A 15,333-nucleotide genomic window follows, 5' to 3' on the forward strand; every position below is an offset into this window, starting at 1 on the left:
GCCCAGGCCGAAGCGGAAATCGGCGGCGACCTGCGGGCGCAGGCGAAGGCCGTTCGCGACGTCGAGCTGCTCGTCCAGAGCACCGCCGAGCGCTTCGCCGACGAGATCGCCGCCGCGAGCGTGCACGCCGGCCGCCTCGAGGAGGCCCTGCGGGGTTTCGAGGATCGGGTGGGCGCCTACCGCGCGGAGCTGGACGAGCGCCTGGTCGCTCTCGCAGCCGGCCTCCGCGACGACATGGCGGGGGGTGAGGCGCGGACCCGCGAGACCCTCGCCGAGCAGCAGCTCGCCTTCGAGCGCCTCAGGGACGACCTGGACGCCGCCGTCGCGCAGGCCCTGCCGCGCCTGCGCACCGAGATCGAAGCGGTGCGCGGCGAGGTCGCCCGGCGCGTGGACGGCTTCGTCCTTGACCTCACTTCCCGGCTCGAGACGCTCGATTCCCGCCTGATGGAAGCCGCCGAGCAGCGGGTCGCCTCGGGCCTGGACCTGCTCGAGACGACCCTCTTGGAGCTGCGCGCGGAGCTCGCCGCCGCGCAGGAAGGGCACCAGACCGATCTCGAGACCCTGATGACCGAGCTGGCGGCGATCGCCGACGAGGCCATCCCCGCGCTGCGGCGCGACGTTGCGCCCGTCCTCGTCCTGGACGAGCGCGCTGGCGCGCTCGAAGCGCGCCTCGAGGCCTTCGAGCCTCGCATGGCCGCGTATTCCGAGCAGGTGCAGGCGATGCAGGCGGAGGCCGCGGCCCTCGCGGTCCGTCACGAGTCGAGCGACAAGCGTCACGCGGCAATCGAAGCGCGTCTGGGATCCCTCGAAGAGGGGCTCGAGCCCCTGGGTAATCGCCTCGACTCCCTCGCAGAGGGGTTCAAGCCCCTGGGAAATCGCCTCGACTCCCTCGAAGAGGGGCTCGAGCCCCTGGGAAATCGCCTCGACTCCCTCGAAGAGGGGCTCAGGCAGGTCGATGAGCGCTGGGACAGCGCCCAGGGGCACCTGGACTCGCTCATCAAGGAGGCCGACGCCGGCCTGCGGGGCCTCGGCGACGAGCTGAAGCGCGAGCAGGGCGCCATCGACAAGCGCCTCCAGGAGACCGAAGGGCGCTTTCTCGGGAAGATCGAGGACCTCGCCGCCCGCACCGGGGCGGTCGAGGCGCTCGCCAATCAGCGCTTCGAGCAGGCGCAGCGGGCGATCGACGGCGTGGAAGCGAAAATCGAGCAGAGCCTGCGGAGCCAAGCGGACAGCCAGCGCCTGAGCGGCGAGCTGGGGGGGATCAAGGGCCGGCTGGAGGGCCTCGCGCTCGCGCACGGCCGCCAGCAAGAAGCCTTGAACGCCGCGCTCTCCCAGCTCACCAAGCTGCATCAGGACGTCGGCGCCGAGCGCCAGGACCCGGCGCTCGTGGGCAAAGTCGACGACCTGACGGGGCTGGTCCAGCAACTCGCCGAGCAGAGCCGCATGCTGGCGCAGGCCCTCGACGCCAACACCGCAGCGGCCACGCGAACCGAGACCTGGATCCAGGAGGAGCTCGGCAGCTTGCAATCCACTCAGGGCCAGGCACTCGCCGCCCTCGAGCAAGAGAACGCGGCCCTGAAGGCGAGCCTCGAGGCCATGCGCGAGACCCAGGATGCCCTCTCGCACCGCATGCACATGGTGGTTCAGGTGCTGAGCAAGCTCTCCAAGTAGGCCGGGATCGCAAGAATCCCCCCTCCGGGCCCGGAGGGGGGATTCTTGCGATCGATTGCTTGAATTATCTTAATCAACTAAAATTAAGCAACCTTCTAATTGCCGCTGAAAAGGAGCCGCCATGAAGAACCGTCGCAGATGGCTTGCAGGAAGCCTGCTTGGGATCGCCGGGGCCGTCACCTGCCTGTCCGGCATCGCCCTGGCCCAGGAGGTCCCCTCCAGCTACAGCCCGGTGGTCATCAAGGAAAAGTTCGAGTCCGTCATGAAGCGCATGCAGGCGGACAAGACCAAGGTCATGAACCGCCAGGCGGACCTGCTGCGCAGCCGCTACGACCTGGCCAACCGCCCCGCCAAGGGGGTCACCATGTCGCGCGGCAAGGCGATCCAGGAAGGGGTGCGCGTCAAGCTGCCCACCGGCGTCAACTGGGAGCAGCTCGCCTCCTTGAGCCCCGATCAGGTCCGCGACCGCGACCTGTTCCCGGCGGGCTTCATGCCCCTGCCCCACCCCAACCACCCGGAAGGGGGCATGGTCTTCCCCAAGTTCCACATCGACGAGATCAAGAAGCAGACCGGGCGTGACCTGACGCGCTTCGACCTGGAGTTCGACCTCCCCGACCAGTTCCTGCCCGAGTTCCCCGCGGCCATCTACCTGACGACGCGCCCGGACCTCGGCGACGTCTCCAAGGGCAAGGTCGTCACCACCCAGAACTACTACGAGCTGTTCAACGGGGTCCTCAACCCCAAGCAGCTCGAGGGGCTGCGCCTGCTCGTCACGCCCTTCCCTCAGCAGCAGTTCAACCTGACCGAGGACCGCCGCTCCGCGCAGCCGAGCATGGGCGTCAGCTGCTTCGAGTGCCACGTGAACGGCCACACCAACGGAGCGGCCCACCTGGTGGGTGACATCCGCCCGCAGGAGTTCCGCCACCGCATCGAGACCCCCACGCTCCGGGGCGTCAACATCCAGCGCCTCTTCGGCTCCCAGCGGGCGCTCAAGACCATCGAGGACTTCACCGAGTTCGAGCAGCGCGCCGCCTACTTCGACGGCGACCCGGTGATCGCCACCAAGAAGGGGATCAACATCCTCGATCGCGGCCACCAGGTGCACGACATGGCCGAGTTCCAGGAGATCCTGGACTTCCCGCCGGCCCCCAGGCTCCGCTTCGACGGCAAGCTGGACCCGGCCAAGGCGAGCGAGTCGGAGCTACGAGGCCAGGCGGTCTTCTTCGGCAAGGGGCAGTGTGCCACCTGCCATGCGGCTCCCTACTACACCGACAACCTCATGCACAACCTGAAGGCCGAGCGCTTCTACAAGCCGCAGCTGATCAACGGCATGATGGCCTCGGCCGACGGGCCCATCAAGACCTTCCCGCTGCGCGGCATCAAGGACTCCCCGCCCTACATGCACGACGGCAGGCTGCTGACCCTCGAGGACACGGTCGAGTTCTTCAACATCGTGCTGGAGACCAAGCTCACCGCCGCCGAGAAGAAGGACCTCACGGCCTTCATGCGCGCCCTATAATCTCGAAGAGAATCCCCCCGAAGCAGTCTTCGGGGGGATTCTGGCGTTCAGGGCGATTCGGGCTCGGCCTCGCCCTCGGGTCGCTCGCGCGGCGGCCGCTTGCCGAAGTACTGGTACAGGTCGCAGCGGATGTTGCCGTTGTAGAGCTTGCGCTTCTTGTGGGCGACCCGGTCGAAGAGGCGCTCGAAACCCACGTGTGGGGTCAGGACGTAGATGCCCCAGGTGTCCAGGGGCGCGAAGACCTTGCCCATCTCGCGGTAGAGCTGATCGACCTCGGGCTTGTCCCCCAGGCGCTCGCCGTAGGGCGGGTTGGTGATGATGGTGCCGTACTTCTTCTTGGTCTGGAAGTCCTTGAGCGCCTTCTTCTCGAAGAAGATGTCCTGCTCGAGGCCGGCCTCCCTGGCGTGGTAGCGCGCCGTGCTGAGCACCTCGGCGCTGATGTCCGAGCCGTAGATGCCCCGGATCTCCACGTCCCGGCGCACCAGGTCCCGGGCCTCCTGCTGGGCATCTTGCCAGACCGAGCGCGGGACGACCCGCCAGTCCGACGCGTCGAAGTCGCGGTTCAGGCCGGGGGCCATGTTGCGCGCCATGAGGCCCGCCTCGATGGGGATGGTGCCCGAGCCGCAGAACGGGTCGATGAAGTAGCGATCGGGGTGCCAGCGGCTGAGCGTCACCAGGGCCGCGGCCATGGTCTCCTTGAGCGGAGCGGGGGCCGTGAGCTTGCGGTAGCCGCGCTTGTGCAGCCCGATGCCCGTGGTGTCGAGGGTGAGGGTGGCCACGTCCTTGTGAAGGGCCACCAGGATGCGGTAGCGCGCCCCGGTCTCGGCGAATTGCTCGCGCTTGTAGCGGCGCTTCATGGCCTCGACGATGGCCTTCTTGACCACCCCCTGGCAGGCGGGAACGCTCGAGAGCTGGCTCTGGATGCTCTTGCCCTCGACGGGGAACATGGCGTCCTCGGGCATGAACTCCTCCCAGGGCAGGGCCTTGGTCTGGTCGAACAGCTCGTCGAAGGTGCGCGCCGGGAACTCGCCCAGCTTGATCAGGACCCGCTCGGCGGTCCGCAGCCAGGTGTTGGCGCGGGCGACGCCCGTCCAGTCGGCCTGGAACGTGGCCTTGCCGTTCTCGACTTTGACGTCTTCGTAGCCGAGGGCTCTGAGTTCGTGGGCGGCGAGAGATTCGAGGCCGAAGGCCGTGGTCGCCACAAGGGTCAGGTCGTTTTTCATCCCACTATGGTAGCATTGAACCACCATGAACAAGCAAAAAGGTCTCTTCATCGCCGTCGAGGGCATCGACGGGATGGGCAAATCCACCCAGCTCGCCCAGCTCGAGCAGTTCCTCGCGGCCCGGGGCTTCGACGTCAAGCGGACCCGCGAGCCGACCGACAGCGTCTACGGCCGCGAGATCCGGCGCATCGCCCAGGAGGGCCGCGACGGCATCTCACCTGACGAGGAGGTGAATCTCTTCCTCAAGGACCGAGAGCTGGACGTGCGCGAGAACATCCTGCCCGCCCTCGAGGCCGGGGAGGTGGTCCTGGTGGATCGCTACTATTACTCGAACATGGCCTACCAGGGCGCGCTCGGGATCGACCCCGAGCGGATCCGCGCGCTCAATGCCCACTTCCCGAAGCCCGACCTGGTGATCATGCTCGACGCATCGCCCGCCACCGGCATCGGCCGCATCCGCGGCGGCCGCGGCGAGACGAACAACCAGGGCTACGAGCAGGAGGACTTCCTGGCGAAGGTACGGGCGATCTTCGCGGCCATGCCCGACGACAACATCGTGCGCATCGATGCGAGCCGGGACCTGGAGGCGGTCACGGGCGAGGTGCGCGCGCATGTCCTCGCCCGCCTCTCCCCGCCCCCCGGTGGGGCGGGGTTGGGGGTGGGGGGATCTCATCGCTCCGAGTCCCCCGCAAGAGAGCGCGAATCATGACCCTCGACGACGCCGAGGTGATCCTCCACCTTCACATCCGGATCAGGCAGGAGCACCACGCGGCCTTCGCCGCCTACGTCCAGGATGCGTTCCCAGTGTTCGAGGCGAGCGGCGCCTGCAAAGGAGCCGTCTACGTCTCCGCGACGGATCCCGAGGTGTTCGACGAGGTTTTCTACTACCGGGACGAGGCGGCTTATCGGGCGGGCGAAGCCGCCCTCACCTCGGATCCGGCGCAGGCCGCCCTGCTGAAGCGGTGGCGCGAGCTTCTCGAAGGCCCGCCCCGCGTCGAGGTCTTCCGCCGTAGCCCGCTCGACGCGTCGCGGGGGCGCACCGGCGACATCTGACTCCCTGTGCAAGCTGCGACAAGTGATGCTCCCAGGTCCTGGGAGCGCCGGCGTCCTCGCCGGCTCCCAGACGTGAACCTCCGGGGGCGCGAGAACTGACCCCAAGCCAGACCCAGGCCTATGGCCGTGGAAACAGGCAAGAGGAGCAAGTCCCCGCCACCCAGCTCTTCAGAGCTCATCCCCGGGAAACCTTTCCAAATCATCGCGCCTCTCATGTCATAATGACTCCCAGTCGAAATCATTAACCAGGAGTCGACATCCCCTCGCCTTTCGGGCGGGTTCAGGGCATGCGATGACATTCAAGCGCATCCCCGATCGATTTCAGAGTTCGCCGTGGCGGTCACGGGGTTACCTGCCACACTTTGAAAGCGGTACGGCACCACAATCGCTGACCGTTCGCCTGGCGGGATCCTTGCCAGCCTCTGTCTTGACTCAACTCGAACGGGAACTTGCTGACATGCCCCAAGGCCAGGCCGATGCAGAACGGCGAAAGCGCATCGAGGAATGGTTGGATCGGGGGAATGGCAAGGCTTACGCAAAAAGCGAGGCACCGACGGGGGCCGGCCAGAGGCCGGCGCTCCCAGGAAGCCGCCCTGCACCCGGGAGGCTGTGCTCTACGACTTGCCGCCTTGTTTCTCCAGGAACTGCTCGCGGTAGAGCTTGGCGTAAAGCCCGCCCTTCGCGAGCAGCTCCGCGTGCCTTCCCCGCTCGACGACCCGGCCCTGATCGATCACCAGGATCTGGTCCGCGTGCAGGATGGTCGAGAGGCGGTGCGCGATCGCGACCGTCGTGCGCCCCTGCATCAGGGGGGTGAGCGCGGCCTGGATCAGGGCCTCCGAGTGGGAGTCGAGGGCCGAGGTGGCCTCGTCCAGGATCAGCAAGCGCGGCGACTTGAGGATCACCCGCGCGAGGGCCAGGCGCTGCTTCTCGCCGCCCGACAGGCGATAGCCCCGCTCGCCCACCAGCGTGTCGTAGCCCTCGGGGAGGCGCGCTATCATCTCGTGGATGTTGGCCGAGCGGCAGGCCTCGACCAGCTCCTCGTCGGTGGCGTCGGGCTTGGCGTAGCGCAGGTTGTCCTTGATGCTGGTATGGAAGAGGAAGGGCTCCTGGGTCACCACCCCGATCTGGGCCTCCAGGCTCTCGAGGGTGATGTCCCGCAGGTCCGTGCCGTCCAGCAGCACCCGCCCCTCGGTCGGGTCGTAGAAGCGCGGGATCAAGTAGCTGATCGTGGACTTTCCCGCCCCCGAGGGCCCCACCAGCGCCACCAGCTCGCCTGGCTTCGCCTCGAACGAGACGCCCTCGAGCAGGGGCCGATCCGGCCGGTACTTGAAGCCCACTTGCTCGAAGGCGAGGCGCCCCTCGCTCGAAGCGATCGCCCTGGCGCCCGGCCGGTCCTGGACGCTCGGCACCAGGTCCAGGACCGCGAACAGGCGCTCGAAGACAGCCAGCGCCGACATGACCTCGACGTGCACGTTCGCGAGCGCCGAGACCGGACCGTAGAGCCGGCCCAGGTAGGCGACGAACGCCACGATGGTCCCCACCGTCAGCGTCCCCTCCACGATCAGGTGCGCGCCGTACCAGTAGATGATGGCGGGGCCCAGGGCCGAGAAGAGGCCGAGCGTCAGGGTGAACCAGCGCCAGATGAGCGATCGCCTGATCTGGATGTCGCGCAGGCTCCGGCTGAGGCCGGCGTAGGCGTCGCGCTCGCGCGCGCGGTTCCCGAACACCCGCCGCATCAAGAAGCCGTTGATGCTCATGGCGTCCTGCACGTAGGAGGTGAGGTCGGCCTTCCTCTCCTGCGAGCGGGTGACGATCCCCTGGCGGATGCGGCCCACCCAGCGCGCCGGCAGGATGAAGAGGGGCAGGATGGCGATCGCAAGCAGGGAAAGGCGCCAGTTAAGGGTGAACACCACCACCAGGGTCGACAGGACGATGAACAGGTTGTTGGAGATGGCCACGACCGTGTCGGAGAAGACATCCTGCAGGTCGTTGACGTCGTTGTTGAGGCGGCTGGTGATCTCGCCCGGGCGCGTCGCCGTGAAGTAGGCCATGGTCTGCTGCTGCAGGCGCGAGAACAGGGAAAGCCGCAGATCGAGCATGATGCCCTGGCTGATCTTCTCGTCGAGGAAGGTCTCGAGCACCCCCAAGAGGCCCGCGGCCAAAGGCGAAAGGATCATCCCGAGCGCGAGCCAGTTGACCAGGACCAGGTTACCGTGCGGCAGGGCGTCGTCGATCAGGGTGCGCAGCAGGAGCGGGGGGATCAAACCCAGCAGCGCCGAGACGGCCACCACCCCGAGGGTGACCGCCACGAGGCCCCGGTAGGGCTTGAAGTAGCGCGCGATCCGAAGCAGGTGCTCCCAGGAAAGTGTCGCCCGCTCGGTTTCGGCCCCGATCCGCCAGGCCCCGTGGAACCCGCCTCCTCCTGTCACGCCGTGCCCTTTCTTCTTCCGCCGCCCGGCGGGTATGATGGGGGTGGCCGCTCGCGGCAGTCACCATCCCCTCGGAACTGGAACCACGCCCATGATCATCGGAATCCTCGGAGCCCTCATCATCGCCGGCCTGATCGGGCTGGGGCTGGTCGCCATGCGCGACCCCGAAGGGGGGCTGGTCGCCCAGGACCTCCCGGCCCTGATCGTCCCGAAGGAGGCGCTGCTGGACCCGAATCAGGCCCGGGTCTTCGCGTTGCTCGAGGGGATCGCCGGCCGGGAGAACCTCGCCATCTTCCCCAGGGCCCGCCTCGAGACCGCCTTCGACCCCGGGCGGCTGACTCACACCGGCTGGCACCGCATGCGCCAGGCCCCGGTGGACTTCCTGCTGGCGCACCGCGACACCCTCGCCCCGGCGGGCCTGATCCTCCTCGAGGGCGGCGAAAAGGCCACCTACCTCGAGGAGGAGAACCGCCAAATGAAAGAGAGCGCGATCGCCGAATCCGGCGTCCCGCTCTTGAAGGTCTCGATCTCCCCCGACAAGCCCCTCGACGTCGCCGCCGAGGAAGTGCTCGCCTGGGTGAGGGATGTGGTGCGCTACTCCGAGGGAAGCAGGACCCAGGTCGACTTGTTGTAGTCGAAGAAGACCATGGATCGGCGGATCTTGTTGCCAAGCTCCTCGTAGGGCACGTAGGGCTCGGCGGAGCTGACCTCGTTGGTCTGGAGGTTGGTGCCGACGCAGTACTTGACGCCCTCGAGCTCGAACAGGGTCATGCACAGCGTGCGCTTCTCGCCCTCGACGTACCAGAGCTTGTTGTCCGCCACCTCGTAGCGCACGTTCGGGTTATCGGCCGCGAGCTCGGCGGTCCAGGCCTGGGCGAGCGAATCGTCCCAAGAGAACACGTCATGGCCGCAGTAGCGGTCCTGATCGAGCAGCTTGGTCACGACGAAAACGCGGGCCTGCCCCTCGGCGTCGGTCTCCTTGACCAGCATCCCGGGCTGTAGCTCTTTGCTCTTCAACTTCAAATGGCCTCCTTGAACAGGTGATTTTGCGGGTAGGGCAACTGGTGAGTGAGAGGGGGTGCGGGCGAATGCGACCAGGTATCGGCGACGATTGGAGTTCATCTCAGCAGGATTCTAGCCAAGATTCTAACCATGTTCAGCAGCCGCACCACCTCGGTTTGGACGAAAAAGATCGGCGAGCGCGGTCGTTCGAAAAATGGGGCGCGCCCGGGTGAGCCCTTACCAGCGATGGGGAATGGCGTCACTAAACCATTATAGGGGATCGAGGGCCCAACTTGCGACCTTTGTGGGGCGCGCGCGCGTAAAGATTAACGAATCGTTTGCCGCCGGCCGGCCTGCAGCGGTAGAATATCGAACCGCGCGGGGGATCGCCCCCGCGCCAACCTACGAATCCCGTTCGGAAAGGACCTTGGCCGATGACAGCGCCCCAAACCTCCCTCGAGCGCCCCGCCGTCTTCACCCCCGACTTCGTGCGAAAGGCCTACGCCCGCCTCGAGCAGGAGCTCGAGGGACTGTCGGGCGACGCCCAGTGGGAGGCCTTCTACCTGCGCTGGAACGCGCTGAAGTGCTTGATCTCCGGGGAGCACGCGCGCCGCGTCTACACCGAGGCCCAGGACGTCTCGAACCAGGCCGCCGAGGAGGCCAGCCGGGTCATGCGCGAGGAGGTCGTCCCCGTCAGCGAGGAGCACGACGCCCGGATCCGCGAGGCCGTGCTCGCCTCCGCCTCGCGCGCGGCGCTCGAGGCGCGCTTCGGCACCCTGCTCTTCTCCCAGTTCCAGATCGAGCAGGAGGCCTTCTGCGCCCCCAACATCCCGCTCAACGTCGAGGCGAGCGATCTTGCCACCCGCTACGAGCGCGCCCTGGGCACCGCCGAGATCGAGGTGGACGGAGAGACGCTGACCCTGAGCCGCGCGGGCGCCCTCTTGACCCATCCGGAGGAGACCAAGCGAAAGGCCGCCTGGGAGGCCATCTCCGACTGGACCTTCGCCCACGGCGCCGAGTTCCACGGCATCTACTCGGGTCTGGTTCGCCTGCGCCAGGCCATGGCGACGAACCTGGGCGAGGCCGACTTCATCCCGGTCGGCTACCGCAAGATGCGCCGCCTCGACTACGGCCCCCAGGAGGTCGCGACCTTCCGCGAAGGGATCAAGCGGCACATCGTGCCCCTGCTCGCGAAGCTGCGCGCCAAGCAGGCCGCATGGCTCGGGGTTCCGAGCGTCAAGCCGTGGAACATGAGCTTCTTCCCCGGCCTCTCGCTGCCGCCGGGGGTCGCGCCCATCGGCGAGCAGATGGCGCGCGCCGAGGCGCTGTTCGACCGGCTGCACCCCAAGCTCGGCGGCCACTTCCGCCACATGGCCAAAGAGGGCCTGATCGACCTCGAGAACCGTCCCGGCAAGCGCCCGGGCGCCTTCTGCACCTCCTTCGACGACACCGACCAGGTCGTCATCTTCTGCAACAGCACCGGCAACGAGGACGACGTCAGCACCCTCACCCACGAGATGGGCCACGCCTTCCAGGGCTGGGAGAGCCGCTGGATCGTGCCGCTCGAGCTGCGCTGGCCGAGCATGGAGGCCTGCGAGATCCACTCCATGGGCATGGAGTTCCTGGCCCTGCACGAGCTGGACGCCTTCTTCTCGCCCGAGGACGCCCGCAAGTTCCGCAAGCTCAAGCTGATCGACACCCTCACCATGCTGCCCTACATCGCGGTGGTCGACGCCTTCCAGCACTGGGTCTACGCCCACCCCGAGCATTCCCTCGAGGCGCGCGACGCCGAGTGGGATCGCCTGTGGGACGAGTACCTGCCCGGCGTGGACTTCTCGGGCCTCGAGGCCCACAAGGCGGTGCGCTGGAAGCGCCAGGCCCACATCTTCGCCGATCCTTTCTACTACATCGACTACGCCATCGCCGAGTCGGCCGCCCTCCAGCTCTGGCGCATGGCCGAGAAAGACCGCAAGGCCGCCATGGCGACCTACATGGAGCTGTGCCGGATCGGCGGCAGCCAGTCGCTGCTCGACATCTTCTCCTCGGCGGGCCTCGTCTCGCCCTTCGATCCCGAGGTGTTCGCCCCCTCGGTCGAGGCGATCGCGGCCGAACTGGAGCTGTAGCGTACCCGGATGAGCGACGCGCACGATCCCGACCAGAAGCTCGACTGGCTCGCCCATACCCCTCTGGGCGAGCTGGAGGGGGCCATCGCCCGGCGCCTGGCGGCGGCCTTCGAGGCCGGCCGCATGGAGGGGCACGACGCCGGCAGCCGGGTGGCCGCCGACAAGGTGAGGGCCGCCTTCCAGGAAGGGGAGGCCGCCGCCTCGGCGCGGCTCACTGCCGAGCTCGAGCGCAAGCGCGAGAACTGGGAGGCCGAGGCCGCCTCGCGCGCCGCCTCCGAGCTCGAGCGCGCGCGCACCGCGTGGGAGGCCGCCGTCACGGCGCGCCTGAGCTCGGACTTCGAGAAGAAGCTTCTCGAGCGCGAGGCCTCGCGCGCCGAGGCGACCCTGAAAGAGGCCGAGGAGCGGGGCCTGGCCTTCGAGCGGCTGATGCGCGAGCGCGAGCGCGCCATCGAGGCGCGGATGCATGCCAAGCTCGACGAGGAGCGGCGCAGGTTTCCCCTGGACGGATGGCAGCCGGGGCCGCGGCGATCGCTCGGCATCGAGGGCTCGCGCAGCTGGGCGCTCGGCGTGATGCACCTGAGCGACGAGGCCACTTCCGACGAGATCCGCCAGCGCTTCCGCAAGCTCTCCCTTCTCATGCACCCCGATCGCCAGCCCGGCCTCGACGACGCCTACATCAAAAATCTCCAGCGCGCTCGCGATATTTTGGGCGGCTAAGGCGCGCCACGACGCGATCCGGATAAATCACTGTCGCCAAAAACATCTCATTGCCTGTATTATGCCGATCGCACCCGGCGCAAAGCGCCAAAACACGACCATTTCCCCAACCCCACGGGGACCATGGTCTCTTCCTTTCCGCGCCGACGCCGCTCACCATGAGCAACGGTTCGCATGAGCGCGGCAGGACAGCGCGATCGCCTTCTCGAAGGAGCGTTTCGATGAGACTGAGCATCAAGACCAAGTTACTCGCCAACACCACCGCCGTCCTCCTCTTGATGGGGATCGTGGGGGGAATCGGCCTCCTGGGCATGAACAACGCCCAGCAAGAGGCCAAGAAGCTCTACCAGGTCGAAATGAAGGGTCTCACCCACCTCTCCAAGATCCAGTTCGACCTGGCGATGCTCCGGTACGCGGCCGCGGTGATCGTCAGCCAGGAGCGCCGCGAGGACATGCAGGCGAGCGTCGACATGGGCCACGCGCGAGAGACCGAGATCCTCGCCCAGCTCTCGGAGTACCAGAAGCTCCCGCTCGACCAGGACCTCAAGAGCAACCTCGAGACCCTGGAGAGCGAGGTCAGGGCCTACCTCCCCGCCAAGGAGCGCACCTTCGAGCTGGCCCTCGCCGGGGACCCGGTCATGGCCCGGCACAACATGACCAGCAACGCCAAGCGAAAGTTCGAGACGGCCATCGCGGCCCTCAACGAGACCTCGAAGCTCGCCACCGAGCGGGCCAAGCAGCGCTCCGAGAGCGTGGACCGGGCCGCCGCCCTCTCCCGCAACCTGAGCATGGGCGTGTTGCTCGCCGCGATCCTGATCGGCCTCGGGCTGGGGCTGTACGTGGCCCAGCTCCTCGCCGGCGGCATCGAGACGATCGCCCGGGCGGTCCGCGGCATCGCCGCGGGCGACCTGGACCAGCGCGTCGAGGTGCGCTCGAACGACGAGCTCGGCCAGATGGCCCGCGACTTCCAGGGGATGGTCGGCTACCTTAAGGAGGTGGCGGGGATCGCCGAGGCCATGAGCCGCGGCGACCTGAGCCGGAGCCTCAAGCCCAAGGGCGATCGCGACCAGTTCGGCAACGCCATCGCCTCGATGATCGAGAGCCTGCGCGCCATCGCCGGCCGGATCCAGACCAGCGCCGAGCAGGTGGGTGAAAAGGCCGAGCAGATCCGCTCCTCGAGCGTCCGGCTGGGTCAGACGACCTCGGTGCAGGCCTCGAGCGCCGAGGAGACGTCGGCCGCGATGGAGCAGATGGCCGCCAACATCCAGTCGGTCGACCACAGCGCCCAGACCCTGGGCGGCAAGGTCAACCAGCTGCGGGGCCAGTCCGAGGAGCTGGCGGCCGCCGTCACCCAGACCTCGAGCGCCATCGCCGAGCTCGCCGCCAGCATCCAGCAGGCCTCGGGCAACGTCGCCCACGCCAACCAGGTGGCCACCGAGGCCGCCGGCGCCGCGAACGAGGGCGAAGGGGCGGTCGCGCGGACCGCTGAGGGGATGGGCGAGATCGCCCGCACCATGGACGGCATCCAGACGACCATCCGGGTCCTCGACGAGCGCTCCGGCCAGATCGGCGCCATCGTCGAGGTGATCGACGACATCGCCGAGCAGACCAACCTTCTGGCGCTCAACGCCGCCATCGAGGCGGCGCGCGCCGGGGACGCCGGTCGCGGCTTCGCGGTGGTCGCCGACGAGGTGCGCAAGCTCGCCGAGCGCTCCGCCAAGGCCACCCGCGAGATCGGCGAGCTGATCAAGGGCATCCAGCACGAGACCTCGCAGGCCGTCGACGTCACCCGCGAGGGGGCGCACAAGGTCGAGCAGGGCGTGCAGCTCGCGAACAACACCGGCGAGGCCCTCGCCCGGATCAAGCAGGCAGCGACGCGCGTCAGCGACCTGCTCTCCGAGGTCACGGTGGCCACGAGCGAGCAAGCGCGCGCCTCGAGCCAGATCGTCACCGCCTCCGAGCGCATGGCCGACGTCAACCAGCAGGTGACCGGCGCGGTGGTCGAGATGAACGACCTCACCCGCACCGTCTCCTACGCCACCACCGAGCAGCGCCAGGGCGCCGACCAGGTCGTGATCGCGGTCGAGAGCCTCAGCAAGAGCGCCCAGGACGCCGCCGGCGCGACCGAGCAGGTCTCCCGGGCGGCCGACGAGCTCAACGCGCAGGCCGCGGCCCTGCGAGAGGCCATCGGCTTCTTCCAGCTCGGCGCGACGGTGAGCGTGGCCATCGAGCAGACCCCGAGGCCCCTCGCCATCCCGGCGCGCCTCTAAGCCCCCTGGCGACGATCGAGGCCGGCCCGGTTTCTGACCGGGCCGGCCTCGATCTTTGTCCAACATGGCCAAATACCTCCGTGAGGGGCGCACAGCGGCTACCCTCGCTTCCCCGCTCATGATGGGGGGCACGACCCGGCGGCGCCGTCATGCCACGAGGGGAGGTAGCGTCATGCAGCTCACGATCGTCGTTCACTCCGACCGTCCCGCCTTCAAGGCCATGCCCCTTATCCAGCGCCTCTACTCCCAGAGCGTCCGCGACATCGACGTGGTGCTCGCGACCACCTCGGCTCCGATGGACCTGGCGGCCGCCCAGGCCGAGTACCCCGTCGAGCTGCTCGAGTTCCCCACGGGCAGCAACGCGAGCGCCATGCTCAACGTGGCCTTCGCCCGCGCCCAGACCGAGCTGATCGTGACCCTGGACGGCTCCTGGATGCCCCGCGACGACCGGTGGCTGCTCGCGCTCACCCGGCACTTCAGCTCCCGGGCGAAGGTGGCGGCGGTCTCGGGGTGCGACTTCGACCCCGCGCGCACCTCGCTCCGGACGCCCTGGTACGCCCAGGACCTGCTCGACTTCCTGGCGGCACCCGACTACGGCCTCAACTTCGCCAACGCGGCCTTTGCCCGCGACGCGTGGCGAGCGCGGGCCTTCGAGACCTCCGACGCCGTCAGCGCCGACAAGCGCTGGGCCTACGGCGCCCTGAAGGACGGCCACGCGGTGGTGATGGACTACGACGCCCGCTGCCACCAGGGCGAAGCGCCGAGCGACGAGGCGCAGTTCCGCCGGTACTGGGCGCTCAACCTCTCCTTCGGCAACTTCATCCAGGCGCGCGAGGACCTGCGCGGGCTCTGGCAGCAGGCGCTCTCCGATTGCTGGCAGTACCGCTCCGTGGCCCCCCTGAGGCGCCTCTACCGCATGGAGCAGCTCATCCGGCAGCAGCGCTACTGGCGGCCCGAGGCCACCCAGGCCATGCTCGCCCGTGAGCACTTCGCCCGCGGAGGCAAGTGGGCGGTCTAGACTCGTGAGCGGGCGTTGTCTCCTCTCGGGACGGGCGCTAGAGTCGCGGCGGGGGAAAGCCTTCCCCGCCGCGAGCCCCTGCTCAGGAGGAGGAGAGATGACCGAGAAGAAACGTCCGGCCACCGCCAAGCAACCCACCGAGAAGGCGGCGATGACCGTCCGCGAGGCCGGCCGCAAGGGCGGCCAGAAGACCGCCGAGAGCCACGGCCACGAGTTCTACGCCGAGATCGGCCAGAAGGGGGGCCAGAAGACCGCCGAGACCCACGGCCCCGAGTTCTACGCCGAGATCGGCCACAAGGGCGGCCAGA

Annotated in this window: 13 protein-coding genes; 10 read left to right on the forward strand and 3 right to left on the reverse strand. The window is 68.1% G+C overall.

The genetic code is table 11. From position 1 onward, the window contains the following. Both V6D00_06900 and V6D00_06905 read left to right on the forward strand, forming a co-directional pair. On the forward strand, positions 1-1,671 hold a 1,671-nt coding region (locus tag V6D00_06900), incomplete at its 5' end, for a hypothetical protein (GenBank protein HEY9898894.1). A gap of 121 nt (positions 1,672-1,792) precedes the next feature. Continuing rightward, complete coding sequence (locus tag V6D00_06905) at positions 1,793-3,190, forward strand: hypothetical protein (protein ID HEY9898895.1); 1,398 nt, start codon at positions 1,793-1,795, stop codon at positions 3,188-3,190. Positions 3,191-3,237: 47 nt separating this feature from the next. Here the strand turns inward: V6D00_06905 and V6D00_06910 are convergent, their stop codons facing one another. Continuing rightward, positions 3,238-4,413, reverse strand: a complete 1,176-nt coding sequence (locus tag V6D00_06910; GenBank protein ID HEY9898896.1) for a class I SAM-dependent RNA methyltransferase — start codon at positions 4,411-4,413, stop codon at positions 3,238-3,240. A 25-nt stretch (positions 4,414-4,438) separates the two neighbouring features. On the opposite strand from V6D00_06910, the gene tmk reads away from it, so the two are divergent. Continuing rightward, a complete protein-coding gene (tmk, locus tag V6D00_06915; GenBank protein ID HEY9898897.1) occupies positions 4,439-5,122 on the forward strand; it encodes a dTMP kinase in 684 nt (227 codons plus the stop codon). Further along, the gene (locus V6D00_06920; protein HEY9898898.1) at positions 5,119-5,466 is read left to right on the forward strand and encodes a hypothetical protein; all 348 of its coding nucleotides are present in this window, start codon (positions 5,119-5,121) and stop codon (positions 5,464-5,466) included. The genes tmk and V6D00_06920 overlap by 4 nt, the downstream gene beginning before the upstream one ends. Before the next feature lie 614 nt (positions 5,467-6,080). On the opposite strand, the gene V6D00_06925 is transcribed toward V6D00_06920, so the two are convergent. After that, positions 6,081-7,895 (reverse strand): ABC transporter ATP-binding protein, encoded by a 1,815-nt coding sequence (locus V6D00_06925; protein HEY9898899.1) that lies wholly within the window; start codon positions 7,893-7,895, stop codon positions 6,081-6,083. Positions 7,896-7,986: 91 nt separating this feature from the next. Between V6D00_06925 and V6D00_06930 the strand changes: the two genes are divergently transcribed. Beyond that, positions 7,987-8,529 carry a DUF2726 domain-containing protein gene (locus V6D00_06930; protein HEY9898900.1) on the forward strand — a complete coding sequence of 181 codons (543 nt, stop codon included), beginning with the start codon at positions 7,987-7,989 and terminating at the stop codon, positions 8,527-8,529. Here V6D00_06930 and V6D00_06935 read toward each other — a convergent pair. Next, a complete protein-coding gene (locus tag V6D00_06935) occupies positions 8,490-8,912 on the reverse strand; it encodes a hypothetical protein (GenBank protein HEY9898901.1) in 423 nt (140 codons plus the stop codon). The two genes, V6D00_06930 and V6D00_06935, sit on opposite strands and share 40 nt — an antisense overlap. 419 nt (positions 8,913-9,331) lie before the next feature. Between V6D00_06935 and V6D00_06940 the strand changes: the two genes are divergently transcribed. The 5 genes from V6D00_06940 to V6D00_06960 form a co-directional block, all read left to right on the forward strand. Next, positions 9,332-11,020, forward strand: a complete 1,689-nt coding sequence (locus V6D00_06940) for a M3 family oligoendopeptidase (GenBank protein HEY9898902.1) — start codon at positions 9,332-9,334, stop codon at positions 11,018-11,020. Positions 11,021-11,029: 9 nt separating this feature from the next. Beyond that, positions 11,030-11,737, forward strand: coding sequence for a DnaJ domain-containing protein (locus V6D00_06945; protein ID HEY9898903.1), 708 nt, complete (start codon positions 11,030-11,032; stop codon positions 11,735-11,737). 221 nt (positions 11,738-11,958) lie between these two features. Further along, complete coding sequence (locus V6D00_06950; GenBank protein ID HEY9898904.1) at positions 11,959-14,007, forward strand: methyl-accepting chemotaxis protein; 2,049 nt, start codon at positions 11,959-11,961, stop codon at positions 14,005-14,007. A 172-nt stretch (positions 14,008-14,179) separates the two neighbouring features. Then, positions 14,180-15,025, forward strand: a complete 846-nt coding sequence (locus tag V6D00_06955) for a hypothetical protein (protein HEY9898905.1) — start codon at positions 14,180-14,182, stop codon at positions 15,023-15,025. A 97-nt stretch (positions 15,026-15,122) separates the two neighbouring features. After that, positions 15,123-15,333: KGG domain-containing protein (locus V6D00_06960; GenBank protein ID HEY9898906.1), on the forward strand; the 211-nt coding region annotated here is incomplete at its 3' end.

The sequence above is a fragment of the Pantanalinema sp. genome (assembly GCA_036704125.1).
Lineage (GTDB): Bacteria > Cyanobacteriota > Sericytochromatia > S15B-MN24 > UBA4093 > JAGIBK01.